The organism is Acinetobacter pittii ATCC 19004 = CIP 70.29 (assembly GCF_000369045.1).
Lineage (GTDB): Bacteria > Pseudomonadota > Gammaproteobacteria > Pseudomonadales > Moraxellaceae > Acinetobacter > Acinetobacter pittii.
In genome coordinates this window covers 469242-495051 of sequence record NZ_KB849797.1, presented here as the reverse complement: position 1 = coordinate 495051, position 25810 = coordinate 469242, and the positions used below count along the sequence as shown (strand labels likewise).

General features: G+C 40.7%; 19 protein-coding genes, 2 tRNA genes, 3 rRNA genes and 1 pseudogene. 16 read left to right on the top strand and 9 right to left on the bottom strand.

What is annotated here, in order from left to right; translation table 11 throughout:
- Nucleotides 1-11: 11 nt before the first annotated feature.
- Complete coding sequence (nepI, locus tag F928_RS20975; protein WP_002114107.1) at nucleotides 12-1226, bottom strand: MFS transporter; 1215 nt, start codon at nucleotides 1224-1226, stop codon at nucleotides 12-14.
- A 135-nt stretch (nucleotides 1227-1361) separates the two neighbouring features.
- Here nepI and F928_RS20970 point away from each other — a divergent pair, with 135 nt between their 5' ends.
- Nucleotides 1362-2015, top strand: coding sequence for a TetR/AcrR family transcriptional regulator (locus F928_RS20970; RefSeq protein ID WP_078210243.1), 654 nt, complete (start codon nucleotides 1362-1364; stop codon nucleotides 2013-2015).
- Nucleotides 2016-2118: 103 nt separating this feature from the next.
- Entirely contained in the window at nucleotides 2119-3039 is a 921-nt protein-coding gene (locus F928_RS20965; RefSeq protein ID WP_002114137.1) for a DMT family transporter, read from the top strand.
- 392 nt (nucleotides 3040-3431) lie between these two features.
- Here the strand turns inward: F928_RS20965 and yrdC are convergent, their stop codons facing one another.
- The 3 genes from yrdC to F928_RS20950 are packed head-to-tail and all read right to left on the bottom strand — an operon-like array spanning nucleotide 3432 to nucleotide 6361.
- Entirely contained in the window at nucleotides 3432-4001 is a 570-nt protein-coding gene (gene yrdC / locus F928_RS20960) for an L-threonylcarbamoyladenylate synthase type 1 TsaC (RefSeq protein ID WP_002114056.1), read from the bottom strand.
- A gap of 51 nt (nucleotides 4002-4052) precedes the next feature.
- A complete protein-coding gene (dprA, locus tag F928_RS20955) occupies nucleotides 4053-5186 on the bottom strand; it encodes a DNA-processing protein DprA (protein ID WP_002114040.1) in 1134 nt (377 codons plus the stop codon).
- A 20-nt stretch (nucleotides 5187-5206) separates the two neighbouring features.
- Nucleotides 5207-6361, bottom strand: coding sequence for a LysM peptidoglycan-binding domain-containing protein (locus F928_RS20950; protein ID WP_002114134.1), 1155 nt, complete (start codon nucleotides 6359-6361; stop codon nucleotides 5207-5209).
- 122 nt (nucleotides 6362-6483) lie between these two features.
- On the opposite strand from F928_RS20950, the gene def reads away from it, so the two are divergent.
- The 4 genes from def to F928_RS20930 all read left to right on the top strand — a co-directional run bounded on the left by def (nucleotide 6484) and on the right by F928_RS20930 (nucleotide 9930).
- Nucleotides 6484-7014, top strand: a complete 531-nt coding sequence (def, locus tag F928_RS20945) for a peptide deformylase (RefSeq protein WP_002114101.1) — start codon at nucleotides 6484-6486, stop codon at nucleotides 7012-7014.
- 43 nt (nucleotides 7015-7057) lie between these two features.
- Nucleotides 7058-7483 (top strand): DUF2946 family protein, encoded by a 426-nt coding sequence (locus F928_RS20940; RefSeq protein WP_002114087.1) that lies wholly within the window; start codon nucleotides 7058-7060, stop codon nucleotides 7481-7483.
- 72 nt (nucleotides 7484-7555) lie between these two features.
- On the top strand, nucleotides 7556-9670 hold the full coding sequence (gene oprC / locus F928_RS20935) for a TonB-dependent copper receptor (protein WP_005079521.1): 2115 nt from the start codon (nucleotides 7556-7558) through the stop codon (nucleotides 9668-9670).
- A gap of 53 nt (nucleotides 9671-9723) precedes the next feature.
- Complete coding sequence (locus F928_RS20930; protein ID WP_002114054.1) at nucleotides 9724-9930, top strand: hypothetical protein; 207 nt, start codon at nucleotides 9724-9726, stop codon at nucleotides 9928-9930.
- A 67-nt stretch (nucleotides 9931-9997) separates the two neighbouring features.
- Here F928_RS20930 and F928_RS20925 read toward each other — a convergent pair whose 3' ends face one another.
- Nucleotides 9998-11212: an oxygenase MpaB family protein gene (locus tag F928_RS20925; RefSeq protein ID WP_002114062.1), complete on the bottom strand. Its 1215-nt coding sequence runs from the start codon at nucleotides 11210-11212 to the stop codon at nucleotides 9998-10000.
- An 86-nt stretch (nucleotides 11213-11298) separates the two neighbouring features.
- Between F928_RS20925 and F928_RS20920 the strand changes: the two are divergent.
- From F928_RS20920 to cysK, 7 genes and pseudogenes are all read left to right on the top strand, one after another.
- Nucleotides 11299-11869: pseudogene (locus F928_RS20920) on the top strand (TetR/AcrR family transcriptional regulator).
- Between the two features lie 517 nt (nucleotides 11870-12386).
- Nucleotides 12387-13924 (top strand): 16S ribosomal RNA (locus F928_RS20915).
- Nucleotides 13925-13983: 59 nt separating this feature from the next.
- Nucleotides 13984-14060 (top strand) — tRNA-Ile (locus F928_RS20910).
- Between the two features lie 55 nt (nucleotides 14061-14115).
- Nucleotides 14116-14191: transfer RNA gene (locus tag F928_RS20905), tRNA-Ala, on the top strand.
- Nucleotides 14192-14543: 352 nt separating this feature from the next.
- Nucleotides 14544-17434 (top strand): 23S ribosomal RNA (locus F928_RS20900).
- A gap of 187 nt (nucleotides 17435-17621) precedes the next feature.
- Nucleotides 17622-17736: ribosomal RNA gene (rrf, locus tag F928_RS20895) — 5S ribosomal RNA — on the top strand.
- Together the 16S, 23S and 5S rRNA genes with 2 tRNA genes alongside form the textbook arrangement of a ribosomal RNA operon.
- Before the next feature lie 123 nt (nucleotides 17737-17859).
- Nucleotides 17860-18858, top strand: a complete 999-nt coding sequence (cysK, locus tag F928_RS20890) for a cysteine synthase A (RefSeq protein WP_005079519.1) — start codon at nucleotides 17860-17862, stop codon at nucleotides 18856-18858.
- A 57-nt stretch (nucleotides 18859-18915) separates the two neighbouring features.
- On the opposite strand, the gene F928_RS20885 is transcribed toward cysK, so the two are convergent.
- From F928_RS20885 to F928_RS20870, 4 genes are all read right to left on the bottom strand, one after another.
- Nucleotides 18916-19524 carry a lytic transglycosylase domain-containing protein gene (locus F928_RS20885; RefSeq protein ID WP_080632763.1) on the bottom strand — a complete coding sequence of 203 codons (609 nt, stop codon included), beginning with the start codon at nucleotides 19522-19524 and terminating at the stop codon, nucleotides 18916-18918.
- Between the two features lie 291 nt (nucleotides 19525-19815).
- A complete protein-coding gene (locus tag F928_RS20880; RefSeq protein WP_005079515.1) occupies nucleotides 19816-20028 on the bottom strand; it encodes a DUF2798 domain-containing protein in 213 nt (70 codons plus the stop codon).
- Nucleotides 20029-20032: 4 nt separating this feature from the next.
- Complete coding sequence (locus tag F928_RS20875; protein WP_005079513.1) at nucleotides 20033-20599, bottom strand: flavodoxin family protein; 567 nt, start codon at nucleotides 20597-20599, stop codon at nucleotides 20033-20035.
- Between the two features lie 18 nt (nucleotides 20600-20617).
- A complete protein-coding gene (locus F928_RS20870; protein ID WP_005079511.1) occupies nucleotides 20618-21103 on the bottom strand; it encodes a DUF2938 domain-containing protein in 486 nt (161 codons plus the stop codon).
- 81 nt (nucleotides 21104-21184) lie between these two features.
- Between F928_RS20870 and F928_RS20865 the strand changes: the two genes are divergently transcribed.
- From F928_RS20865 to F928_RS20855, 3 genes are all read left to right on the top strand, one after another.
- On the top strand, nucleotides 21185-21589 hold the full coding sequence (locus F928_RS20865) for a helix-turn-helix domain-containing protein (RefSeq protein WP_005079509.1): 405 nt from the start codon (nucleotides 21185-21187) through the stop codon (nucleotides 21587-21589).
- A 150-nt stretch (nucleotides 21590-21739) separates the two neighbouring features.
- Nucleotides 21740-22999: an esterase-like activity of phytase family protein gene (locus F928_RS20860; protein WP_005079508.1), complete on the top strand. Its 1260-nt coding sequence runs from the start codon at nucleotides 21740-21742 to the stop codon at nucleotides 22997-22999.
- A gap of 212 nt (nucleotides 23000-23211) precedes the next feature.
- Nucleotides 23212-25590, top strand: a complete 2379-nt coding sequence (locus F928_RS20855; RefSeq protein ID WP_005079506.1) for a YgiQ family radical SAM protein — start codon at nucleotides 23212-23214, stop codon at nucleotides 25588-25590.
- Nucleotides 25591-25810 lie beyond the last annotated feature (220 nt).

Genomic DNA, 25810 nt, shown 5'->3' with positions numbered 1-25810 from the left:
TGACTCATATTTTAATTTTCACAAGTAGCTTTAGGGTTATTAAGACCTTTCGCTAAGGTAAATGTACTCAGTAATGCTAGGGCAACGAAGCTTAATACACCATAAATTAAAGTATTTTCATTGAAATGATCAACTACATATCCACCTAATAATGAACCTGTCGCAATCATCACCTGAAACATACCTACAAAAAGCGGCATACCTTTTTCAACTGCATTTGGCGCATGTACAAACATCCAAATATTCGCTGAGGTAGGGAAGGCACCAAATGCAAATCCCCATAACGCGGTTAAGACAATAGCACCAAACTCATGAATGGCAAAAAGAGGAAATCCAAAGAATACGATTGCAAAGCATGTACCCACAAAAGCTAATGTATAACGGACATTTAGATTGCCACTATATCCGGCAAAAGCATTTCCGAAAATACCAGCAATTCCATAGAGCAATAATAATGAACTAATGGTTGTCCCATTAAAACCAGCAACATTTTTAAAGAAAGGTGCTAAATAGCTATAGGCACAAAAGTGAGCGAGTCCGATCAATAAAACAATCAACATGCCACTACGTGCTTTAGGAGTATGTAATAGTGCTGGCAAATCTTTCATGTGAATTGCCGAATCTGGTACAAGTTTAGGTAAAAAGATTAATTGTAAGATTAAAACAACTAAACCAATGCCTGCAGTAATTCCAAAAGCACTACGCCAGCCATAAAACTCGCTTAACCAAGTTCCAATTGGTACACCTAGAACTGTAGCAAAAGTCACACCTGCCATCACGACCGCAGTTGCTTTAGCAATAGGAAGGTGTGAGGGAGCTAATTTTCCACTTAGAGCAATGGCGGTCGCCCAGAAACCACCAATTGAAATACCTAAAATTAAGCGGCTTAACAATAGAACATGGAAGTTTTCAGCAAATGCGGTAATGGTATTGGCAATAACCATAATAGCTGTCAGCAAGATAAGCACATAACGCCGATCAAGTTGTTTCACTGATACAGGCAATAGAGGGGCTGCAATTGCTGCCATAATGCCGGGTACAGTAATAATCAGGCCTGCTGTACCTACTGAAATATTTAAATCTGTTGCGACACTATTTAGAACGCCAACGGGTAAAAATTCACTTGTAACTAAGGCAAATGCTGCGATAGAAACGGCCAAAATGGCAAACCAGCTTCCTTGAGTGGAGGTCGTGGGTCGCGCTTTAGAGATAGACGATTGGTCCATAGGAAATCCTTACTTGGCTAAATTTGGAGTAAAGAAAGGCAATTTATTAATTAACTAACGATCATTATGAAAATAAAATAGTTGATAAAAAATCGAACGTCAATTAATTTAATAACGATTGTTATAAAAATAGATGTGATCTTTATGACAAATAGGCATGAAACGAATTTAGCTGTTACAGAAGATACGCTGAAAAAAAAGCGCGGACGTCCTAAATGCTTTGATGAACAAGAGGTTTTGCAAAAAGCAATGTTGCTCTTTTGGGAGCATGGCTATGAAGCAACGTCTATTAGTGATTTAACACAAGCTTTGGAAATTACAGCACCTAGCCTATATAGTGCTTTTGGTGATAAGGCAGGGCTGTTTTATAAAAGTATTGATTACTATTTGGCTCATGAAGCCTGTCCTATTGAGACCATCTTTTCAGAAGCAAAAACTGCAAAAATTGCGTTTGAGTTATATCTTTATGACAACGTAAAACGACTGGTTCAACCCAATAAACCAGCTGGTTGTATGTTGGTGGTTGCTGCCATGAACTGCTCTGATGCAACTCAAGATGTGCAGCAGAACCTATTAGACAAACGCATAAAAACCAAAGAAAAATTATTGGAGCGTCTCAAACAAGGTGTTGAGCAGGGTGATTTGCCATCTAATGCTCCTCTACAAGAAATGACGGACTTTTATGCCACTGTCATTCAAGGCCTTACCATTCAGGCAAGAGACGGTGCCAGTACTGATCAATTACATAAAGTTGTAGAACATGCCATGAAAGCTTGGACATTATTCTAAAAAAGATGATGTCCTAAGTTCGATATCAATGTCGGAAATACGATATTTCAATTTATTAAGACATTCTTCAAAATAAAATCTCTTTTGTAGATGGTGTATTGCTATGAGTCAGGTCATGAAATATCACAAATGGGCGTTTATTTTTCCCATTTTGGCAGTATTGATTTGGTCTTTAAATATTGTAGTCACCCGCTATGTCTCGGATTATATCTCTCCGGTAAGCATTAGCTTTTATCGGTGGTTAATCGCTTTTATTATTTTGACTCCATTTATGTTTATGTCTGTGTGGAGACAAAGACGACTAGTAATACCATATTTACCTAAGCTTGCTGTGTTAAGTGCATTTGGGATGGTACTTTATCAAGGCTTAGCTTATACGGCTGCCCATTATACGAGTGCAACCAATATGGGGATTGTGAATGCATTTATTCCCATCTTTACGATCTTTGTTTCGCTTGCCATTTTAAAAGATGTGCCTAATCGCTTTGCAGTTTTTGGCAGTATTCTATCTTTTGCAGGTTTGTTATATGTCATGTCCCAAGGAAATATTAATAAGCTTTTAAGTGGTGGCGGACACCTTGGTGATGCATTGATGATTATTGCCGTATTCTTCTATGCATTTTATGGAGTATTCCTTAAAAAATGGCAGCTGCCTCTACCAATTATGACAAGCTTATATGTTCAGATTGGGTTTTCTGTCATATTTCATATTCCTTTAATTCTCTGGTTTGGACTTGATGCTTTAAATGTTGAAAATGCACCAAGTGCTATTTATGCAGGAGTATTTGCTTCACTCATTGCGCCGTTAGTTTGGATGTTAGCTGTTCAACAACTCGGTCCTAATAGAACCAGTATTTTTATGAACTTGGTACCTGTCTTTACAGCAGTTATTGCAAGTGTCTGGTTGTCTGAGCAGTGGACCATTTATCACACGTTAGGTGGGATTGTTATTTTAATTGGTATCATTATGGCTCAGAAGAAGGTGAGTCCTAAAAAGAGCGAATTAATGCAAGAACAAAACTAAAGTCAGTAAAAAAACTATGGCATATTTTGAAAAAAACTCATAAAAATATGCCAATTTTTTCTTAGTTAAAGTTTTTCTATATGATTTATAAATAGTTTATAAAAATAGGTTGTAATATAAATATTAAAAAAGCCGAGTAAAAATATTAATATAATTTTAATTTATAGGCAAAAAACCGTAAATTCCCTACACTTTTCATGCTTTTTTTAGAGAAATAATATATTTCTCTCATTGAACCTCTTACCACATAATAGCGGCCACTACGAAAGGCGCTCTTTTCTTTGTAAATTACCTTTCGTTCCACAGATATCCAAACCCTCTGGATGTGGTATATACCCATCCTTTTTTATGCTCAGTTATCCCTATATAACTGAGCTTTTTTTTGTTTGAAATTAGGCGCGAATAATCTCTCTGGTAAGAGCGTTAATGATTCGGCTTGGTTGTTGGCTCTGGCCTAAGTCACCATTCAGATAGTTTAATTGTGAACCAAAGTATTGGCAGGCATCCTGTAATGAGTGTGCAGGTTCTTGTCCACTTGGGTTCGCACTAGTCGAGACAATAAAGCCATGAAAAGCATTGCATAATGCCACACATAAAGGATGTGTAGTGACTCGAACAGCGACAAGAGAATGCTCACCTTTAATCCATGAAGGAATATGTTCGCCAGCAGGTAATAGCCAAGTTGTTGCTCTTTCTGAAGGTTGATGATTAGTCCAACAATCAATAATTTCTTGTTGGGTTGTTTGAGGTAGAGAAGTTAGTAGGTGCTCGACTTGGCTAATATGACCTGCTAATAAAATTACACCCTTTTCAATAGGCCTTTGCTTTAGTTCAAGAATCTTTTGAAAAGCTTGCTCATTAAAAGGGTCGCAACCTAGCCCCCAAACTGCCTCAGTTGGATATGCCAAAACTTGACCTTGTTGTAAACATTCGGCTGCTTCGGTAACTGAGGTGGTAATCATGGTAATACTCTTCCTTTCAATCAGACAGAATTGCTATTGTGCGCTCCAATACTAAGAACGACAACGTAAATACAATCCTGATTGTTGCATACATAAACCAAGTAGTTCTAGTTCCATCAGTGAAGAGGTGAGTTCTGCAACAGGCTGAGAGTGATGTAAGACAAGCTGATCAATATTTTGTCCGACCCAGTCTAAAGATTGATAAAGGTTAATTAAATGCTCAGGAATTTCTGGGGTACTAGAAACTACAGCCTCCTCGGTGGAGTTTTGTTGCTGACTTTGCCACTGAGTGGGTAAAGCAAGGTCTTCAATAATTTGTTCAGGATGATCGACTAAAATTGCTCCCTCACGAATAAGTTGATGGCAACCTTGATGAAACTCACTGTAAATATGACCAGGAATGGCAAATACAGTCTTACCTTGTTCGGCAGCTTTGTTCGCAGTGATGAGAGAACCACTTTTTAAGGTAGCTTCTACCACTAACACGCCTAAACTCAAACCGCTAACAATTCGGTTTCTACGTGGGAAATGCTGTTGTAGTGGAGGTGTCCCAGGCAAAAACTCAGTAATAATCGCGCCGTTTTGAGCCAAAATATGTTCTGCAAGTTTTTTATTTTGAGCAGGGTAGGTACTGTCTAAACCAGTTCCTGTTACTGCAATTGTACGTTGATGTGCTGATGCTCCTTGGTGAGCAGCTTCATCAATCCCATATGCCAAGCCACTACTCACATAAAAACCTTTTTCACTTAAGTAATAGGCAAAATCATAAGCAACCTGACGACCATGTGGGCTTGGTTTTCGGCTACCTACAATCGCAATTTGTGGTTGTAATAGGGCTTGTGCCTGACCTTTTCCAAAAATGATAGGTGGGTGATCTGTATAAGGTAATAACTGAGTGGGATAGCCTGAGTCATCTGCCGTTAAAATAAAGTCGGTATATTGCTGGATTTGCTCAGTTAGTTTTTTAAACTGAGCTTGACCCTGAGCAGTTTGAAATTCATCTACGCGTTTTAAATGATTAGCATGTAACCCGAGATTGCGCCATTGAGATAATTCAGCAGGTTGGACCGCCTTTTCACAGCTACCAAAATAATCGACAATTTTTTTAAAGCTGACTAAAGAGTGTTGCACCAAATACCACACTTTAAGCGTGTGGTAATGGTGTGAATAAAGTTGAGTAAGCATTGTAAAAGGTACATCCAGCATTAATCATTAAAGCGGGGTGGCTGAATGCTTGAACCAACTTTAACTGGTAAATCGCTTTCTAATACGTAGGCATAACTCAACTGATCAAAAGTTCTAAAGACCATCAGACTACCAATTTGTTGTCCTGGTAACTGTATTGGTTCTTTGGTTTTAGGATCTCGAATGGTTTCACCTTGTTGTGTAATATCAAAAACTTGTCCTACTTGAATACCTTGTGCCGTACCGCGATCTAAAGTCACCACACTATTTTTGGCAGCAGTACCAATTGAACCCATTACACGAATAATTTTGCCGCCGTCCGTCACCTGAGTGGCATCCACCGGATAAAACAAAGTAGGTAAGGTTGCTTCTTCTTCTGGCATCACCCGATCACCACGACGTACTTCAGAATTGTAGCTATCAGTTAACTCAAGCGTGGTAATGTCTTTTTCAGAAGAGATCGCAATCCCTGAGGCAACTTGTTGCAGCTCAATACCTAGACTATGCTTTTTACCTTTACTGTCTGTGAAATAATAAGGTTCGCCTTCACGATAAACTGCATAACGTTGACCATCAATTAAACCTTGTCCGCGCGCATAAATAGTCTGACCTTTGGCCGCCAGTACACGTTGATCGGCAGTACCGACTACATAAGGAGTGTGTTGAATTGCATCGATAGGTAGAATAGTGCTGTGTTCTAACCATTGTTTGATATGCTCAAGAGGAATAACAGGTACGTTATTGTTAAGTGACTCCACACGAACTTGAGGTTGTAAATTTGTCATTTGGCCTGTGTAACGGCGAATAATGCCGACACAGCCATCTCCTTCATCTTTTCCAACCAATGGACGGCCATCTAAACTACACAGCAGTAATCGATCACCAGGATAAATCCAGTGTGGATTTTTGACATGCTGATTATTTGCCCAAATTTCAGGCCAGCGCCAAGGTTTACTCAGAAAGTGACCGGAAATATCCCATAGCGTATCTCCTCGTTTTACAACGTAGACATGTGGTGCATTACTTTTAAGAGAGGGTGGATTATGGTTCGGACTAGCAGCATAAGTCTCTGCTAACGTACTGAATGCAACCCCTGTAAAAAGTGCCAAAGCAAGTAAATGCTTTTTTATCCCCAAAGCATGAAATTGAACCATGCCGTCAAAAACCTTTTTCATTATGATAATTCCTAAAAATTATGCGTGCAGATGCGTTATAATAGGCGGCTAACACACAATTTTTCGATGAAGTATTTCCTTCATTTGGTTTTTCAATCAATGGCATAAGTGAGGACGTCAGTATGGCCTTATTACCTATTTTAAGTTTTCCTGATCCCCGTCTTCGTACCATTGCTAAGCCTGTTGAAGAAGTTACTGATGAAATTCGTCAACTTGCAGCAGATATGCTTGAAACCATGTATGCGGCACCAGGTATTGGTTTAGCAGCTTCTCAGGTCGATCGTCATATTCAGCTTATCGTCATAGATTTGTCTGAATCTAAAGATGACCCTATGGTTTTTATTAACCCCAAAATAACTCCACTGACAGAAGATAAGCAGCAGTACGAAGAAGGCTGCCTATCGGTGCCACAAATATACGACAAAGTTGAGCGCCCGTCACGTGTGAAAATTGAGGCAATTAACCTTGAAGGTCAAGCATTTGAGTTAGAAGCTGATGGACTTCTCGCTGTTTGTATCCAACATGAAATGGATCACTTAAATGGCAAATTGTTTGTGGATTATTTGTCGCCACTTAAACGTCAGCGTGCTCGAGAAAAAGTCGAAAAAGTTGTTCGTCAACGTGAGCGTGAAAAAGTTGCAGTAAAACGTTAAAAATTTCTATTCTAGAAACATCAATGTAGTGTGGATGTGATTTTTGGTTTTTCGTAGTGGTTTACTGCTTGCATGTGCAGCAGTATTTTTACAGGTCGCGGTATTTCTACAGCCGCTATTACCGAAGCAGTATCAAATTGCTCCGGTCTGTGAAACTATTACCCTCGCTTTGCTTAAACCTAAAGCACAGATGGAAACCATGTCACATGCCATGCATTCACATCATGAACATCATATTGAACAGGCACAAGCCTCTGGGCAACATGATCATCATGATGCAAATCACCAGTGTCAATATTGTACCGTCTATGCCAATCTGGTTTTGCCACCTGAATTTGGCGTAAAAGAAGTTTTAGTCCGCATACAAGTCCGCTTAGTCGCTTATCAACAAGCATTTAGACATGTCTACTTTGCACTACAGCGACTTTTTCTACTCCCGCAAGGGCGTGCACCCCCTCTATTTGCATAAATAAAAGCAATTTTTTGTTGGGGTCTTAACTGACTTCGATATCACTTTATTTATGTTTTAGAGCGTATAAAAATGCCACATTCTAAATTTTTACTACAACCTTTATGGGTTGCGATGTTTGCTGTCTCTCATTCGGGGCTAGTTTTTGCTAATTCAGAAAAAAATGATGCCGATACTAAAGCGCTTCACTCATTAGCACCTATTGTTGTTACAGCACAACAAGGCAACGATGCAAATGGCTTGATTGTACATGCAGACCCGAAACAGCCAATTCAGCCAGTGCCTGCTACAGATGGTGCAGACTACCTACAAAGTATTATGGGTTTTAACTCAATACAAAGCGGTGGAACCAATGGTGATGTGACATTCCGAGGTATGTTTGGTTCACGCATCAAAATTCTAACTGATGGAACTGAAAATTTAGGTGCATGCCCAAACCGTATGGATGCTCCAACTTCTTATATTTCACCAGAAAGTTATGATCGTATTTCTGTCATTAAAGGTCCGCAAACAGTTCAATATGCCAATACAGGTTCTGCTGCAACAGTCCTTTTTGAACGTCAGCCTGAGAAACTCACCTCTGAAAAACCTTATCGTGGACAAGCAAGTGTTTTACTAGGTTCATATGGACGTATTGACCATAATGTTGAAGCAGCAGTGGGCGATGAGAAAAAATATATCCGTTTAAATGCCAACCGTTCAGAGTCGAATAGTTATCAAGATGGTAATGGAAATACCGTGCCGTCAGCATGGAAAAAGTGGAATGCTGATGTAGCGCTGGGCTTTACTCCAGATGAAAACACGTGGGTCGAACTCACTGGTGGAAAATCTGATGGTGAATCGCTTTATGCTGGACGTTCAATGGACGGATCTCAGTTTGCGCGTGAAAGCTTAGGGCTACGTTTCGAAAAGAAAAATATCACTGATGTCATTAAGAAAATTGAAGGGCAGGTGAACTATAGCTATAACGACCATATTATGGATAACTTTAGTTTGCGCACACCGCCATTAGTTGAAATGAATCATGGTGGTATGACCATGCTGATGCCGAATCCAATGGCAATGCAAGTGACACGCCGCACATTAAACTCACGTTTGGCAATGACTTCTGAATGGAACAAATGGAGTTTGATCACAGGCGTTGACTCTCAATTTAATAAACATGGCGGTAGCATGTCATCGCCAACAATGCCTTCTATGAATATTCCATATCGCCAAGATATGCGTTTTCAATCATATGGTGCTTTTGGCGAACTCGGCTATCAATGGAACGATTTCAACAAAATAGTTGCAGGTGCACGTTTAGATCGAGTTACAGTTGAAGATGAGCGTGCTGATTCTCAAGCAAAAGGCTTTAATACTAAACTTGAAAAGACTTTACCGAGTGCATTTGTCCGTTGGGAAAATCAGCATCCAGAGCATGACCTAAAAAGCTATATTGGTTTAGGTTATGTAGAGCGTATGCCTGATTATTGGGAACTTTTCTCGCCTAAACATGGTAACGCTGGCTCAACTAATACTTTTAACGGTGTGAATCCTGAAAAAACATTACAGTTGGATCTGGGTTTCCAGCAACAACATGGCGCTTTAAATACATGGGCTTCTGCTTATGCAGGTGTGGTGGATGACTACATTTTAATGAGTTATCACCATCACCCAAGTACTGGAATGGGTGGGCATGATATGAGTCATGATATTACTGCGGGTGCCAAGAATGTCGATGCAACCATTGCAGGTGCGGAAGCGGGTATTGGATATCAATTTACCGATCATATTCAGGCAGATTTGAGTGCGATGTATGCATGGGGTAAGAACACCACAGATGACAAACCACTACCTCAAATTTCACCTTTAGAAGGTCGCTTAAATATTCGCTATGTGACTGACAAATATAATTTAGGTCTGTTGTGGCGAGCTGTGGCTGAGCAAAACCGTGTGAGTCTACATCAAGGTAATATCGTGGGATATGACTTAAAACCAAGTAAAGGTTTTTCGACTCTTTCTCTAAACGGAAGTTACAACCTTCGTAAAGATATCGATATCTCTGTTGGCATTGATAACGTATTAGATAAGACCTATACCGAACACTTAAATAAAGCGGGTAGTGCTGGCTTTGGATTTGCGAGCGAAGAGCAGTTTAACAATATCGGAAGAAACTACTGGGTCCGTATGAGCATGAAGTTTTAAAAAGCTTAACGAATTAAATGAACTGAAAATATTAATTTAAAGAGAGAAATGAAATGACTAATAAATTATCACCTGAACAATCTTGGTGGGGATGGAAGTTACTTATTGTGGCTTCTATCTTGAGTTTATTGTTTATGATTATTTTTTACTTGGCCATCAATAATGAGCCTGACTACATGCCAAGTCAAAAAAAGAAGCAGATGACGGAGTCACACGAGCAAATGAATCACGCTGAAATGCACAGTTCATCAGCTCAATAAGTTCCTTAATATTTGAAAATGGAAGTCTAATTAACGGGCTTCCATTTTTGTTTTTAAGTTTTAAAAATTATTGATGCATACTCGCTAAGGTTTTTGCCTTACCTTGATTCTGATAAAGCGTTAATCCAAGTTTTTGTATATTACGGCCTGATTTAGATAAAAACTTTTCAACTTTTGGTGAAAGCTTCGCTCCATTATAAAGTAGTGAATTACGCACAATTAGATAATAAGCAAACCATGAGGCAGACTGCTGAGGCAATCCGAGTAGTTTCATTCTCTTCTTCCCAATAAAAAATTGGGTAAGTTCTAAGTGTTGTCGATAAGCAAGCTTCTGCTGCAAAGAACGTAAATGCAGATATTTTCTCTCAAAAGGTTCTTTAGATAAGCTTAATCCTAACTCAACACTGCTGTGATCGGAGCGAGGGTGAGCAAACTGCATCCAGTAAAGTAACCTCCAACCCTCAGATTCAGTTTGAATAAGCCATTTTTCATCAATACCCATCAACCAGCCAACATAACGCCAAAAATGTAAAAAACTCTTGGCTTCTTGTTTGGTTGGCCATACACCCAAAGCTCTAATACCGAGTAAAACTACACTGCTAAAAGCCAAATTAGTCATTGCTAAATCAAATTGATTAAGAGGAATTCCCCAAATTTCACTATCCCAGCGATCAGACTTTTTTAATTGTCGGCGAACGAGTGCATGAATAAAGCGAACATAAACCGTTGATGTAAAACCTGCGCTTAGACGATCAAGTCCTTGAGGTTCAGTAATATCAACCCACCATTTTGTGGTTTCAGCTAAACGAGTACCCGCCTGTTTCTTTAATGCACCCGTTAAAATTAGCGGCTGATTAAATCCCGGATATAAATATCCTGCCATTAAGGATAAATCTCTAAGAATAAAACCATTATTTATTCCTAAACGATGAGTAAATTTAACAGCCTCATCAATTTGACGCTGATCTAACCATTCAGGCTTTTGTTCAATGTAATTAAAGAAATTTTCTAACTCAGTAGGTATAGGCTCAGATAGATTATCGCGGCCTTGAAATAATATCTTCTTAAAAATCATGCGGTGATCTTTGGGATTTTGCATAACCCAATCAATCACCTGATCCATTTCAATATCCCCTTCATAAAGAGCATGTTGTAAAGACATATATTCCGCATAGTTTGGTTGTACAGGTTTTTCACAACAGATATTTAAAAACTGAGTAAAGAAATTACTGTCTTGCATATCATTAAAAGAAGCAAGTCGAGTCGGGCTAATCATTTGCATATCGTTACTTACTTATTGAACTGAATAATAAATAGGCTAATATGAATAATTATTCGCATTCAATTCGCATTTAATGAAAAAAAACGATGAGAAAAGCCCCACAGCAACAGCGTTCAAAAATTATTGTTGACCATATTTTAGAGGCGACACAGCAGTGTATCGCCCAGTATGGATTACTACATACGACGACACCTAAAATTGCAGAGAAATCTGGAGTAAGTGTTGGGTCGATTTACCAATACTTTGAGAATAAAGATCAAATCATAGAAGAACTATTGCGCCGTAAAAGCGAATTGCTGGGGCAACAACTTAAAGAATTAGTTATACAGCAAGGAAATATTCCTTTAGATCTGCTTATTCCCTTAGCAATAGAGTTAGGATTTAATGCGTTAAAAGCTGATCAAGGCTTTTTTATAGAAGTGTTGAAACACTGGCATGACTATAGTCATTCGCAAGCTGCTCAGATTTTAGAAAAGCATTTTTTTGAAGTAGGGCTATATACATTCAGTAGAAATCCTCATCAATGGGACTTCGAACAGGTGAAGCATAAATCCTTTGTAATTATTAATAGTACGCTTTTTACGATGATGCGTTATGTAAGTCAGAACAATTTTCTTATCTCAGAACAACAACTTAAACACGAATTATCGAGCATGATACTGGCTTATTTAGATCAAAAATAAATAATTAAAATAATTATTTATGTAAAACAATAACTTAATTGGTGGTGTGGTTTAAAAGTAAACGCTCAAGTCATTAATTTTTAATTTTCGCTTGCAAAGGGTTATTAATGGTCTATAATGCACATCCATCGGCGGTGATGCAGATAGAAACTTGTTGAAAAACAGTTACTTGTGATTAAGTTGGTTGCTTTAAGTGATGAATTTGATGGTAGGTTGGTTTGAGAGATAAGTTTTAAAAATATCGAAATTACCTGTTGACTTTTAAGAGATTAAGAGTAATATAGCCGACCTAGCTTGCTGGTGACGAACCAGGAAGAAGATCATTAAGAGAATTGAAGAACAACTTGTGTGGATTTTTACTGATTGATTAATCGAAATAATTTCATTGATTGATTGGTTTAAATTACTCGAAGTTTATTTGAGCGAAATTTAAGTCAGTAATTGATGAGCCAGAATTGGCACCTTGTCTTTAATAAGGTGCAAAATGATTTTAACTGAAGAGTTTGATCATGGCTCAGATTGAACGCTGGCGGCAGGCTTAACACATGCAAGTCGAGCGGAGAGAGGTAGCTTGCTACTGATCTTAGCGGCGGACGGGTGAGTAATGCTTAGGAATCTGCCTATTAGTGGGGGACAACATTTCGAAAGGAATGCTAATACCGCATACGTCCTACGGGAGAAAGCAGGGGATCTTCGGACCTTGCGCTAATAGATGAGCCTAAGTCGGATTAGCTAGTTGGTGGGGTAAAGGCCTACCAAGGCGACGATCTGTAGCGGGTCTGAGAGGATGATCCGCCACACTGGGACTGAGACACGGCCCAGACTCCTACGGGAGGCAGCAGTGGGGAATATTGGACAATGGGCGCAAGCCTGATCCAGCCATGCCGCGTGTGTGAAGAAGGCCTTATGGTTGTAAAGCACTTTAAGCGAGGAGGAGGCTACTTTAGTTAATACCTAGAGATAGTGGACGTTACTCGCAGAATAAGCACCGGCTAACTCTGTGCCAGCAGCCGCGGTAATACAGAGGGTGCAAGCGTTAATCGGATTTACTGGGCGTAAAGCGCGCGTAGGCGGCTAATTAAGTCAAATGTGAAATCCCCGAGCTTAACTTGGGAATTGCATTCGATACTGGTTAGCTAGAGTGTGGGAGAGGATGGTAGAATTCCAGGTGTAGCGGTGAAATGCGTAGAGATCTGGAGGAATACCGATGGCGAAGGCAGCCATCTGGCCTAACACTGACGCTGAGGTGCGAAAGCATGGGGAGCAAACAGGATTAGATACCCTGGTAGTCCATGCCGTAAACGATGTCTACTAGCCGTTGGGGCCTTTGAGGCTTTAGTGGCGCAGCTAACGCGATAAGTAGACCGCCTGGGGAGTACGGTCGCAAGACTAAAACTCAAATGAATTGACGGGGGCCCGCACAAGCGGTGGAGCATGTGGTTTAATTCGATGCAACGCGAAGAACCTTACCTGGCCTTGACATAGTAAGAACTTTCCAGAGATGGATTGGTGCCTTCGGGAACTTACATACAGGTGCTGCATGGCTGTCGTCAGCTCGTGTCGTGAGATGTTGGGTTAAGTCCCGCAACGAGCGCAACCCTTTTCCTTATTTGCCAGCGAGTAATGTCGGGAACTTTAAGGATACTGCCAGTGACAAACTGGAGGAAGGCGGGGACGACGTCAAGTCATCATGGCCCTTACGGCCAGGGCTACACACGTGCTACAATGGTCGGTACAAAGGGTTGCTACCTAGCGATAGGATGCTAATCTCAAAAAGCCGATCGTAGTCCGGATTGGAGTCTGCAACTCGACTCCATGAAGTCGGAATCGCTAGTAATCGCGGATCAGAATGCCGCGGTGAATACGTTCCCGGGCCTTGTACACACCGCCCGTCACACCATGGGAGTTTGTTGCACCAGAAGTAGCTAGCCTAACTGCAAAGAGGGCGGTTACCACGGTGTGGCCGATGACTGGGGTGAAGTCGTAACAAGGTAGCCGTAGGGGAACCTGCGGCTGGATCACCTCCTTAACGAAAGATTGACGATTGGTAAGAATCCACAACAAGTTGTTCTTCATAGATGTATCTGAGGGTCTGTAGCTCAGTTGGTTAGAGCACACGCTTGATAAGCGTGGGGTCACAAGTTCAAGTCTTGTCAGACCCACCATGACTTTGACTGGTTGAAGTTATAGATAAAAGATACATGACTGATGATGTAAGCTGGGGACTTAGCTTAGTTGGTAGAGCGCCTGCTTTGCACGCAGGAGGTCAGGAGTTCGACTCTCCTAGTCTCCACCAGAACTTAAGAGAAGTTCGGATTACAGAAATTAGTAAATAGAGATTTAGATCTTGGTTTATTAACTTCTGTGATTTAAGTATCACGGTATTAAGCATGACCTGACGAAGGCGTGTTTATTCATTAACAGATTGGCAAAATTGAGTCTGAAATAAATTGTTCACTCAAGAGTTTGGATTAAGCAATTAATCTAGATGAATTGAGAACTAGCAAATTAACTGAATCAAGCGTTTTGGTATATGAATTTAGATTGAAGCTGTACAGTGTTTAAGTACACAGACAACAGATAGTAGCGATGAAGAATCGCACGGACAACACTCACTTGTAGGTGTTGACGACTGTTTGGGGTTGTATAGTCAAGTAATTAAGTGCATGTGGTGGATGCCTTGGCAGTCAGAGGCGATGAAAGACGTGATAGCCTGCGAAAAGCTCCGGGGAGGCGGCAAATATCCTTTGATCCGGAGATTTCTGAATGGGGGAACCCACCTACTTTAAGGTAGGTATTGCAACATGAATACATAGTGTTGCAAGGCGAACGAGGGGAAGTGAAACATCTCAGTACCCTTAGGAAAAGAAATCAATTGAGATTCCCTCAGTAGCGGCGAGCGAACGGGGATCAGCCCATTAAGTTATGTGTGTTTTAGTGGAACGCTCTGGGAAGTGCGAACGTAGAGGGTGATATTCCCGTACACGAAAGGGCACACATAATGATGACGAGTAGGGCGAGGCACGTGAAACCTTGTCTGAATATGGGGGGACCATCCTCCAAGGCTAAATACTCCTGACTGACCGATAGTGAACCAGTACCGTGAGGGAAAGGCGAAAAGAACCCCTGTGAGGGGAGTGAAATAGATCCTGAAACCGCATGCATACAAGCAGTGGGAGCACCTTCGTGGTGTGACTGCGTACCTTTTGTATAATGGGTCAGCGACTTATATTCAGTAGCGAGGTTAACCGTATAGGGGAGCCGTAGAGAAATCGAGTCTTAATAGGGCGTTTAGTTGCTGGGTATAGACCCGAAACCAGGCGATCTATCCATGAGCAGGTTGAAGGTTGGGTAACACTAACTGGAGGACCGAACCCACTGTCGTTGAAAAGCCAGGGGATGACTTGTGGATAGGGGTGAAAGGCTAATCAAGCCTGGTGATAGCTGGTTCTCCCCGAAAGCTATTTAGGTAGCGCCTCGGACGAATACCATAGGGGGTAGAGCACTGTTTCGGCTAGGGGGTCATCCCGACTTACCAAACCGATGCAAACTCCGAATACCTATGAGTACTATCCGGGAGACAGACTGCGGGTGCTAACGTCCGTAGTCAAGAGGAAAACAATCCAGACCGCCAGCTAAGGCCCCAAAATCATAGTTAAGTGGGAAACGATGTGGGAAGGCATAGACAGCTAGGAGGTTGGCTTAGAAGCAGCCACCCTTTAAAGAAAGCGTAATAGCTCACTAGTCGAGTCGGCCTGCGCGGAAGATGTAACGGGGCTAAAACTATGTGCCGAAGCTGCGGATTTGACATTAGTCAAGTGGTAGGGGAGCGTTCTGTAAGCCGATGAAGGTGTATTGAGAAGTATGCTGGAGGTATCAGAAGTGCGAATGCTGACGTGAGTAACGACAAAACGGGTGAAAAACCCGTTCGCCGAAAGACCAAGGGTTCCAGTCCAACGTTAATCGGGGCTGGGTGAGTCGACCCCTAAGGCGAGGCCGAAAGGCGTAGTCGATGGGAAATTGGTTAATATTCCAATACTTCTGTGTAATGCGATGAGAGGACGGAGAAGGTTAAGTCAGCCTGGCGTTGGTTGTCCAGGTGGAAGGATGTAGGTATGTATCTTAGGCAAATCCGGGGTACTCTATACTGAGATCCGATAGCAAGCTGTACTTGTACAGTGAAGTGGCTGATACCATGCTTCCAGGAAAAGTCTCTAAGCTTCAGTTACACAGGAATCGTACCCGAAACCGACACAGGTGGTCAGGTCGAGTAGACCAAGGCGCTTGAGAGAACTCTGCTGAAGGAACTAGGCAAAATGGTACCGTAACTTCGGGAGAAGGTACGCTGTTGTTGGTGATGGAACTTGCTTCCTGAGCTGACGACAGCCGCAGAAACCAGGCCGCTGCAACTGTTTATTAAAAACATAGCACTCTGCAAACACGAAAGTGGACGTATAGGGTGTGATGCCTGCCCGGTGCTGGAAGGTTAATTGATGGGGTTAGCGTAAGCGAAGCTCTTGATCGAAGCCCCAGTAAACGGCGGCCGTAACTATAACGGTCCTAAGGTAGCGAAATTCCTTGTCGGGTAAGTTCCGACCTGCACGAATGGCATAATGATGGCGGCGCTGTCTCCAGCAGAGGCTCAGTGAAATCGAAATCGCTGTGAAGATGCAGTGTACCCGCGGCTAGACGGAAAGACCCCGTGAACCTTTACTGCAGCTTGACACTGAACTTTGACCTTACTTGTGTAGGATAGGTGGGAGGCTTTGAAGTTGGAACGCTAGTTCCAATGGAGCCGTCCTTGAAATACCACCCTGGTAATGTTGAGGTTCTAACTCTGTCCCGTTATCCGGGACGAGGACCGTGTCTGGTGGGTAGTTTGACTGGGGCGGTCTCCTCCTAAAGAGTAACGGAGGAGTACGAAGGTGCGCTCAGCGTGGTCGGAAATCACGCGTAGAGTATAAAGGCAAAAGCGCGCTTAACTGCGAGACCCACAAGTCGAGCAGGTACGAAAGTAGGTCTTAGTGATCCGGTGGTTCTGTATGGAAGGGCCATCGCTCAACGGATAAAAGGTACTCTGGGGATAACAGGCTGATACCGCCCAAGAGTTCATATCGACGGCGGTGTTTGGCACCTCGATGTCGGCTCATCTCATCCTGGGGCTGAAGCAGGTCCCAAGGGTATGGCTGTTCGCCATTTAAAGAGGTACGCGAGCTGGGTTTAGAACGTCGTGAGACAGTTCGGTCCCTATCTACCGTGGGCGCTGGAAATTTGAGAGGATCTGCTCCTAGTACGAGAGGACCAGAGTGGACGAACCTCTGGTGTACCGGTTGTGACGCCAGTCGCATCGCCGGGTAGCTATGTTCGGAAGGGATAACCGCTGAAAGCATCTAAGCGGGAAGCCTACCTCAAGATAAGATTTCCCTAGGAATTTATTCCTCTAAAGAGCCGTTCGAGACTAGGACGTTGATAGGTTGGATGTGGAAGCATAGTGATATGTGAAGCTGACCAATACTAATTGCTCGTGAGGCTTGACTATACAACACCCAAGCAGTTGTATATGAAGCATCAATCGATTCATAAACATGCAAAGCAACTTGATTTAGTTATACTACTAGCTAAAATGAACAACGAAAAATCAGACCAATCAGCCCATCTGTAAAGATTTGGAAAACGCAACGTATCACACAGTGAATAAAACGAAGCAAGTATCCATAAACAGTTGTGCTGGCGACCATAGCAAGAGTGAACCACCTGATCCCTTCCCGAACTCAGAAGTGAAACCTCTTAGCGCTGATGGTAGTGTGGGGTTACCCATGTGAGAGTAAGTCATCGCCAGCTCATTATTCTAAACACCCCCGTTCGCAAGAGTGGGGGTGTTTCTTTATGTGCGGAATTTGTATCGTCAATTCTTTATATGATTATAATGGAAGAAATTCATATCAAGTCTAATAAGGATATAATATGTCTACCGATCAACAATTCCCAACACCCAATAATTTAGGTATTGCAGTTTATACAAATAATGCAGAAGCTATTGGTAATACTCCTTTAGTTCGCATCAACCGTTTAATTAAAACTGGTGCAACTGTATTAGCGAAAGTAGAAAGTCGTAATCCTGCCTTTTCTGTGAAATGCCGTATTGGGGCTGCACTAATTGCAGATGCAGAAAAAAGAGGTGTGTTGAAAGAAGGCATGCATATAGTTGAACCAACTAGTGGTAATACAGGGATTGCATTGGCTTTTGTTGCGGCAGCGAAGGGTTATGCAATTACTTTGACTATGCCAGCCAGCATGAGTCTTGAACGTAGAAAAGTATTAAAAGCTTTAGGTGCTAATTTAGTTCTAACTGAACCGACGAAAGGGATGAAAGGGGCGGTTGATGAAGCGGTACGATTAGCAACTGAACAGCCAGATGTTTATTTTTTGCCACAACAATTTGAAAATCCAGCCAATCCACAAATTCATGTGGACACAACTGGCCCAGAAATTTGGCAAGCAACAGGTGGGCAGGTTGATATTTTAGTTGCTGGCGTAGGTACTGGAGGTACGATAACGGGTATTTCTCGTTATTTTGAACAGGTCCAAAATAAGCCATTGTACTCAGTAGCAGTTGAACCTGCTGAGTCTCCAATTATTACTCAAACTAAAAATGGTGAAAGTATTACGCCTGCACCTCATAAAATTCAGGGGATTGGTGCAAACTTTATTCCAAAAAATCTTGATTTGGATTTGGTTGATGAAGTCTTACCAGTGAGTAGTGAAGAAGCAATTCAATGGGCGAGAAACTGTGCAACTCAAGAAGGTATTTTGGTAGGTATCTCAAGTGGAGCTGCCTTGGCTGCTGCAGCTAAAATTGCAGAGCGTCCTGAAAATGCTGGTAAAACAATAGTTGTTATTCTTCCTGATAGCGGAGAACGTTATTTATCTTCTGTTTTATTTGAAGGTTTATTTGACGAATAAAATTAACTATGTAAAAAAGCCCATTAATAGATGGGCTTTTTTTTATTTGATCTGAATTTATAATGCACTTTTTAAAGTTTTCTGATGACGTTTCACAGATCGAGCATATTTTTTTGCTTTGTGTCGTGTCCAGAAGCTTCGCTCATATCCAGTTGGTCCCACATTATAATAAGCTGTTGCCTTGAACCAACTATCAGCTGACTGATAATAGTGATTTAAAATATAAGCCCCACATTGAATATTAGTGGTTTCATCATATAAATTCCCCGCACAAGTTTGTTGCCAATAACTTGGAATAATTTGAGTTAAACCGACGGCGCCAGTAGGAGAGCGAGCATTACTATTGTAACTAGACTCTTGCCTGATGACTGCTGCGAGTAAAAGAGGGGGGACATTATATTGGTCAGCACTTTGAATAATTATTGGAGATAATCGATTTGCTGTGCTTTGTGGAACGGAATAAGCTTTTTGTAGACCAGATGAGAGCTTATTTGAACGCCATGAAAATGAACCACTATTCGGGCCTAAGCTTGTACACCCAGTCATTATTGTCATTAAAGCAATTACGAAAAATTTGAGACTCACAATGTTTATTTGAGTCGGTTTAAAATAATTGTTAGATAAAGATGAGGTAAGCAAAATACAAAACCGATAATCAAATTTCAAATGAAATCATGGTATTCAGCTGTAACTACTCGATCAATATAAGTTCTGTTGCTCAGCATAAGCAAATAGTGAGAATTTTGTATAATTAAAATGAAAAAACCCCGACATCCTGTCGAGGTTCTTTCGTATTCAGCTTATGTAGCTAACTCCTGTCAACTACCGCTTCCTGCGTTCTTATTCTTCTTCAATGAGACATCCTGTCTCTCTATGTTTCATATATTATGAAAAAATACTAAAGATGAATATCCGCAAATCACCGCAAGTTTTGTACGTTTTAACTTACAGATCAACTTACTTAAATACGATGTCGACAAGTTTCTGGGCAATAGGAGCACAAATCAATACACTTAGAAAAGCCAATATCCATGCAATAATCCAAGCCGATACCCACAATGAAAGGAAATGGTGATTTAGTCCCACTACTTTAAAAGTTGAAATGCCTGAAATTATAAAAGACATCATTCCTGATAAAATTAAGAGAAATAAAAGCCTCTGTGCTTTCATGGTCTTATATTCCTTGATAAGCATTTAAGGTCAATGCAAAATTTTCTCCAAATTGTTGAGCAGTTTTAATATCTCCTTCATCAAACCTATCGGCATTACTGCCATGTTCAGCCTGAGCCATTAAGCCTGACCATGAGCCTAGACGATTGGCTGCTTGAGTATAAGGAATACCTTGGTGTTGCTCAGGCATAATCGGGTTGCCGACCCATAACATGCCGTGTTGCATGCAAAAAGTAAAAATTGAAATTAGTGTGGATTGTTTATCACCAGCAGGAAGAGATGAAACGGTAAATCCAGCCGCTAGTTTTCCTTTAAAGCTCTGTTTTTTCCATAATGGCCCCGTCACATCCATGAGTTGTTTTAACTTGGAAGATACACCACCTAAATAAGTGGGGGATCCCCAAATTAAGCCATCATATTGAATTAGGGTTCCTGGGTTTTCGACAAGATGTTCAGTATTGAGTAAATCTGCTTTCATATTTTTATGGCTCAAAATACCAGTTTGAATTTGCTGAGCAATAAATTGGGTGTGGCCTTGGCGGCTATGGTAAATGATGGCAACAGTTTTCATGAGCAGTCTCCTCTTTATTTAAATTTGAAATAGTTTTGCAGTGAGATATAAGCCACAACCAAAAACACTATGGTTCATCAAACTTTTTAGACAGTTCAAAAAAGGACGAGGGGTTTTTGAAGAAGCAAAACCACTACCCATCGCAGGTTGCATAATAAAAAAAGGAATGAGAACGGTGACTACACCAAACAGAAGTGCTGAATAAAATTGAGGATGGCTAAGCCAATCTGAGCCGACAATGAAGAGAAAGCTAAATGAAAAGATTAGTCCGACACTATAGTGAGCAACCCAACCTAATAAATATTCACCCTTAATTTGAGGGCTTTGAGCTATAGATTGATGGATGAGTTTCCCTTTAAATATCCAACCAACCCAGCGCCCGAGAAAGGCGAAGTTTAAGGTCGGAATTTTGAATATCTTTAATATTAACAGCCAGATATCCATCATAATTGTTGCGCCAATACCAAGGCATAAAGTTTGAAAGAACAATGTGGAGAGATTCATTTTGAAACCTTGCTTTTATACGTATGAAACGTGATAAATTTATTGTGCAAGCTCAAGTTCACTTGAAGTCAAGAGGTTATTATGGATATTGGTGAAGTTGCTAAAAAGGCAAAAGTCACAACGGCTACACTACGTTTTTATGAAGAGAAGGGATTAATTAAATCGATAGGGCGGCAAGGCTTACGTCGACAATATGGCAAGCAGGTCATTGATCAATTGGCATTAATTTCTTTAGGTCGTGCTGCGGGTTTTTCTTTAAATGAGATTGCTGCAATGTTTGGACAAGATGGTAAGCCTGAGCTTGATCGGCAAAAACTAAAAGATAAAGCTGAACAACTAGAGCAAATGGCAAAGCGTTTACATTTTATTAGTCAAGGATTACAGCATGCTGCTGTATGTCCTGCTGAAAATCATATGGAATGCCCAACTTTTCAGAACTTTTTGAAAGCAGCGATTGCTGGAGAATATCAGCCAACAAAACTTTAAGCAGTTTTTAGCGAAGTGGTCTAATTTTTGAGGTTGTATTAAATAGTTGGTCTTGTCATATTTTCGCCATAAAGATTTCATCTTTTTGAAGTAAAAACTTCATATAAGCTTGATTAAATTTGCTTAATTTTTTACCAACTGTATAAAACCATGAGCAAAAAAACATTAGCGGTATTATTATGCTGTGCCAGTTTAGGATTGGCGGCATGTAATGATGATAACGACCAAGAACAAACTTCACCTACTGAAAACGTTACCGAACCAACCTTAATTTCTTTTGCTAAGTTACCTGTAGAAACTTATGCTGCTGGTCCAGACTCTGGTGCATATGTGAAAGGTGCAAATGGAATTTATCCTCCATTTAAAGGTCAACCTGTACAAGGCTTTTCTGCTGCATTAAAAAATGAAGATGGCAGTTATATGGCAATGGCCGATAACGGTTTTGGAACTCAAGATAATTCAGCAGACTTTTTACTTCGTATTTATAAAATAAAGCTTGATTTCAAAACTAAAGCTAAAGGCACGAGCCAAGTTACTGTACAAAGCTTTATCCAACTGCGTGATCCGAATAAATTAATTCCATTTAATATCGTCAATGGTGATACAGCTGAGCGTTTATTAACGGGCGCTGATTTTGATCCAGAGTCGATGCAGCGTACTAGTGACGGGACCTACTGGATTGGAGATGAATTTGGTCCATATTTACTCCATTTCTCAGCAGATGGCGTGTTATTAGATGCACCGATTGCTCTGCCAAATCCGTTACATCCGACTCAAGAATTACGTTCACCACAAAATCAGTTTAATAAAGCGCAAATTAATTTTGTAGAACCTCTAGTTCAACAAAGTGGTGGTTTTGAAGGAATGGCGATTTCGCCAGATGGGCAGTATCTTTACCCTCTTATAGAAAAGCCAATTAAATCAATTCGAGAAACGGAAAGACAGTTGCTGATTTCCCAATTCGATATTAAGAAAAAAGCGTATACAGGAAAATATTATTGGTTCCAGTTAGACAGTAAAGCTACCAATATTGGTGATTTCCAACTCTTTAATGATAAAGAAGGCATTATTATTGAACGTGATGCAACTCAGAATAATTTAGGCGGATATAAAAAATTAATTCGTATCAAATTAAATGAGTCAGGTCAGCTAGTAAGCCGTGAAGATTTAGTCGATTTAATTAAAATTGCAAATCCGAATATGCTGTATGGCACAGCTAGAGCAGGGGATATTGGTACGGGACAGGTTTTTGCTTTTCCATTTGAAACCATTGAAGATGTAATTATTGAAAATGGCACAACGCTGACGGTTTTCAATGATAATAACTTCCCTGGTTCGACAGGACGTAACGCAAAACTGGCTGACGATAACGAGATTATTCAGATTCGTTTGCCAAAAGCTTTGTTCTAAGCACTATAAATAAAAAATTAAACTGCGGCGGATTTTGTTCCGCCGTATTTATTACAAGAATAAAATATTGAATAAACTTTAATCAAATTAATTTCTATATTGTTGTTTTCGCATGTTTTATAAACAGGGAAAATGAATGAAATTCATGTTAAAATGATCGGCTTTCATCTTTAGATGTCTCTCCTCCATTTGCTAGCCGAGATTCGCAAGCCATGTCTACTGCCTACACCATGCAGACTGCGCCCAAAGCGCTGTTTGATTACGACAAATATTGGGCGTCGTGTTTTGAACCAGCGCCATTTTTGCCGATGTCACGAGAAGAAATGGACCAACTCGGCTGGGATGCGTGTGACTTTATTTTAGTCTGTGGTGATGCTTATATTGACCATCCATCATTTGTATCAGGTGTGATTGGACGTGTGCTTGAGGCACAAGGTTTCCGTGTCGGAATTATTGCGCAGCCAGACTGGACCAATGTTGAAAGCTTCCGAGTTTTAGGTAAGCCAACAATTGCTTGGGGTGTAACCGCAGGTAATATGGATTCGATGATTAACCGTTATACGGCAGATCGTAAAATCCGTTCGGATGATGCATATTCTCCAAACAATGAACCGAATAAACGTCCTGACCGCGCAGCAACAGTTTATTGCCAACGTTGTCGAGAAGCATTCCCTGATGTACCTGTGTTATTGGGTGGTATTGAAGGCAGTTTACGCCGTATCGCACACTACGATTATTGGTCAGATAAAGTCCGTCGTTCGATTTTGATGGACTCAAAAGCCGATTTGCTCATGTACGGTAATGGTGAGCGTGCCATTATTGATGTAATGCATCGTTTGGCTAAAGGTGAGAAAATCCACGAGATTACAGATGTTCGTGGTACTGCATTTATTATTAATAAACATAATAAAGCATCAAAAGCAAAGTTTGTTGAACTTGCGAGTAATGATGTAGATACGGTTGGGCGTGTTGATCCAATTATTAACCCATATGTCATGACAGAAGATATTGATGGCTGTGAGGTTGAAAAAGAAAAGGGTAACTCTTTAGCTCAGTATCAAAATTTCCAAAAAGAGATTGTTGCAAATCCGATTGTGCGTGAAGGCGACAAACTTGATGACGACACTCAAATCGTTCAATTAAAGCCGGCACCGTCAAAAGCGATTAAACACAAATTGCCACCACGAGAGTTGGCGGTTATTCGCTTGCCTTCTTTTGAAGAAGTGGCAAATGATCAAGTGCTTTACGCACATGCAAACCGTATTTTACACCTTGAAACTAATCCAGGTAATGCTCGTGCGTTGGTGCAACGCCATGGTGAACGTGATGTGTGGATTAACCCGCCTCCAATTCCTCTAACTACAGAGGAAATGGATTATGTGTTTGATTTACCTTATGCACGTTTGCCACATCCTACTTATGGTGATGCTCGTTTCCCTGCATTTGATATGATCAAATTCTCGGTCAACATTATGCGTGGCTGTTTTGGCGGCTGTACATTCTGTTCAATTACAGAACATGAAGGGCGTATTATTCAAAACCGTTCGGAAGATTCGATCTTACGTGAGATTGAAAAAATCCGTGATACTGCACCAAACTTCACTGGTATTATTTCAGATTTAGGTGGCCCAACAGCAAACATGTACCGTTTGCACTGTAAAGATCCTGAAATTGAGAAAAACTGTCGTAAACCTTCTTGTGTTTATCCGGGTGTTTGTCAAAACTTACATACCGATCACGCGCCATTAGTGCAGCTTTACCGTAAAGCACGCGCTATTAAAGGTGTGAAGAAGATTCTGATTGGTTCAGGTCTGCGCTATGACCTTGCGGTACTCAACCCTGAATATGTCAAAGAGTTGGTACAACACCACGTTGGTGGTTATTTAAAAATTGCTCCTGAACATACCGAACAAGGCCCGTTATCTAAGATGATGAAACCGGGTATTGGTACGTATGATCGTTTCAAACAAATGTTTGACCGTTTCAGTAAAGAAGCAGGAAAAGAGCAATATTTAATTCCTTACTTTATTGCTGCGCATCCGGGTACTTCAGATTATGACATGATGCATCTTGCAATTTGGTTGAAAAAGAATGGTTTCCGTGCCGATCAGGTACAGACTTTCTATCCATCGCCAATGGCAACTGCAACAACCATGTATTATTCGGGTAAAAACCCACTTGCTAAAGTAGCTCGCTATACTGAAAAAGTTGATATTGTAAAAGGTGAAAAACGCCGTCGTCTGCATAAAGCATTCTTGCGTTATCATGATCCAAACAACTGGCCATTACTTCGTGAAGCCTTAAAAGAGATGGGTCGTGCAGATTTAATTGGTAATTCGAAGCAGCATTTAATTCCGACTTATCAGCCAAAAGGTACAGAAGGGGAATATAAGTCTGCTCGTAAGAAAAATTCGTCTACAGCAGGTGATTCGGTTAAACGAAATAACCAGCAAACGAATAATCATTCGAATCAAAAGCGTCCACAAAAAGGACAGGTTCTAACGCAACATAATGGTTTACCTCCCCGTGAAACAGGAGAAAAAAGACCGTTTGGCGGGAAAAGTAAACCTAAATCTAAAGTTCGTGGATAATGATAAAACAGGCTCTTAAATAGAGCCTGTTTTGTTTTTTATGACTCTATTTAAATCGTATAATGAGATTTTTGAGGATTTAAAGTACAAAAAACGTAACGAATAATGATAAATAACCAAAATCTGACGAGCTGCACTTGATTGTTATTGATTCTATGATTATAAATAATGTGAGGGTGGCTAAATTTAAGCCAAGCTTGATAACTACAAGTGAAATTAC

What these genes read in the sequence shown, in the direction of transcription:
- nepI (WP_002114107.1), bottom strand. Translation starts at nt 1,226, where the DNA reads ATGGACCAATCGTCTATCTCTAAAGCGCGACCCACGACCTCCACTCAA.
- F928_RS20965 (WP_002114137.1), top strand. Translation starts at nt 2,119, where the DNA reads ATGAGTCAGGTCATGAAATATCACAAATGGGCGTTTATTTTTCCCATT.
- yrdC (WP_002114056.1), bottom strand. Translation starts at nt 4,001, where the DNA reads ATGATTACCACCTCAGTTACCGAAGCAGCCGAATGTTTACAACAAGGT.
- dprA (WP_002114040.1), bottom strand. Translation starts at nt 5,186, where the DNA reads ATGCTTACTCAACTTTATTCACACCATTACCACACGCTTAAAGTGTGG.
- F928_RS20950 (WP_002114134.1), bottom strand. Translation starts at nt 6,361, where the DNA reads ATGAAAAAGGTTTTTGACGGCATGGTTCAATTTCATGCTTTGGGGATA.
- def (WP_002114101.1), top strand. Translation starts at nt 6,484, where the DNA reads ATGGCCTTATTACCTATTTTAAGTTTTCCTGATCCCCGTCTTCGTACC.
- oprC (WP_005079521.1), top strand. Translation starts at nt 7,556, where the DNA reads ATGCCACATTCTAAATTTTTACTACAACCTTTATGGGTTGCGATGTTT.
- F928_RS20930 (WP_002114054.1), top strand. Translation starts at nt 9,724, where the DNA reads ATGACTAATAAATTATCACCTGAACAATCTTGGTGGGGATGGAAGTTA.
- F928_RS20925 (WP_002114062.1), bottom strand. Translation starts at nt 11,212, where the DNA reads ATGCAAATGATTAGCCCGACTCGACTTGCTTCTTTTAATGATATGCAA.
- cysK (WP_005079519.1), top strand. Translation starts at nt 17,860, where the DNA reads ATGTCTACCGATCAACAATTCCCAACACCCAATAATTTAGGTATTGCA.
- F928_RS20880 (WP_005079515.1), bottom strand. Translation starts at nt 20,028, where the DNA reads ATGAAAGCACAGAGGCTTTTATTTCTCTTAATTTTATCAGGAATGATG.
- F928_RS20875 (WP_005079513.1), bottom strand. Translation starts at nt 20,599, where the DNA reads ATGAAAACTGTTGCCATCATTTACCATAGCCGCCAAGGCCACACCCAA.
- F928_RS20870 (WP_005079511.1), bottom strand. Translation starts at nt 21,103, where the DNA reads ATGAATCTCTCCACATTGTTCTTTCAAACTTTATGCCTTGGTATTGGC.
- F928_RS20865 (WP_005079509.1), top strand. Translation starts at nt 21,185, where the DNA reads ATGGATATTGGTGAAGTTGCTAAAAAGGCAAAAGTCACAACGGCTACA.
- F928_RS20860 (WP_005079508.1), top strand. Translation starts at nt 21,740, where the DNA reads ATGAGCAAAAAAACATTAGCGGTATTATTATGCTGTGCCAGTTTAGGA.
- F928_RS20855 (WP_005079506.1), top strand. Translation starts at nt 23,212, where the DNA reads ATGTCTACTGCCTACACCATGCAGACTGCGCCCAAAGCGCTGTTTGAT.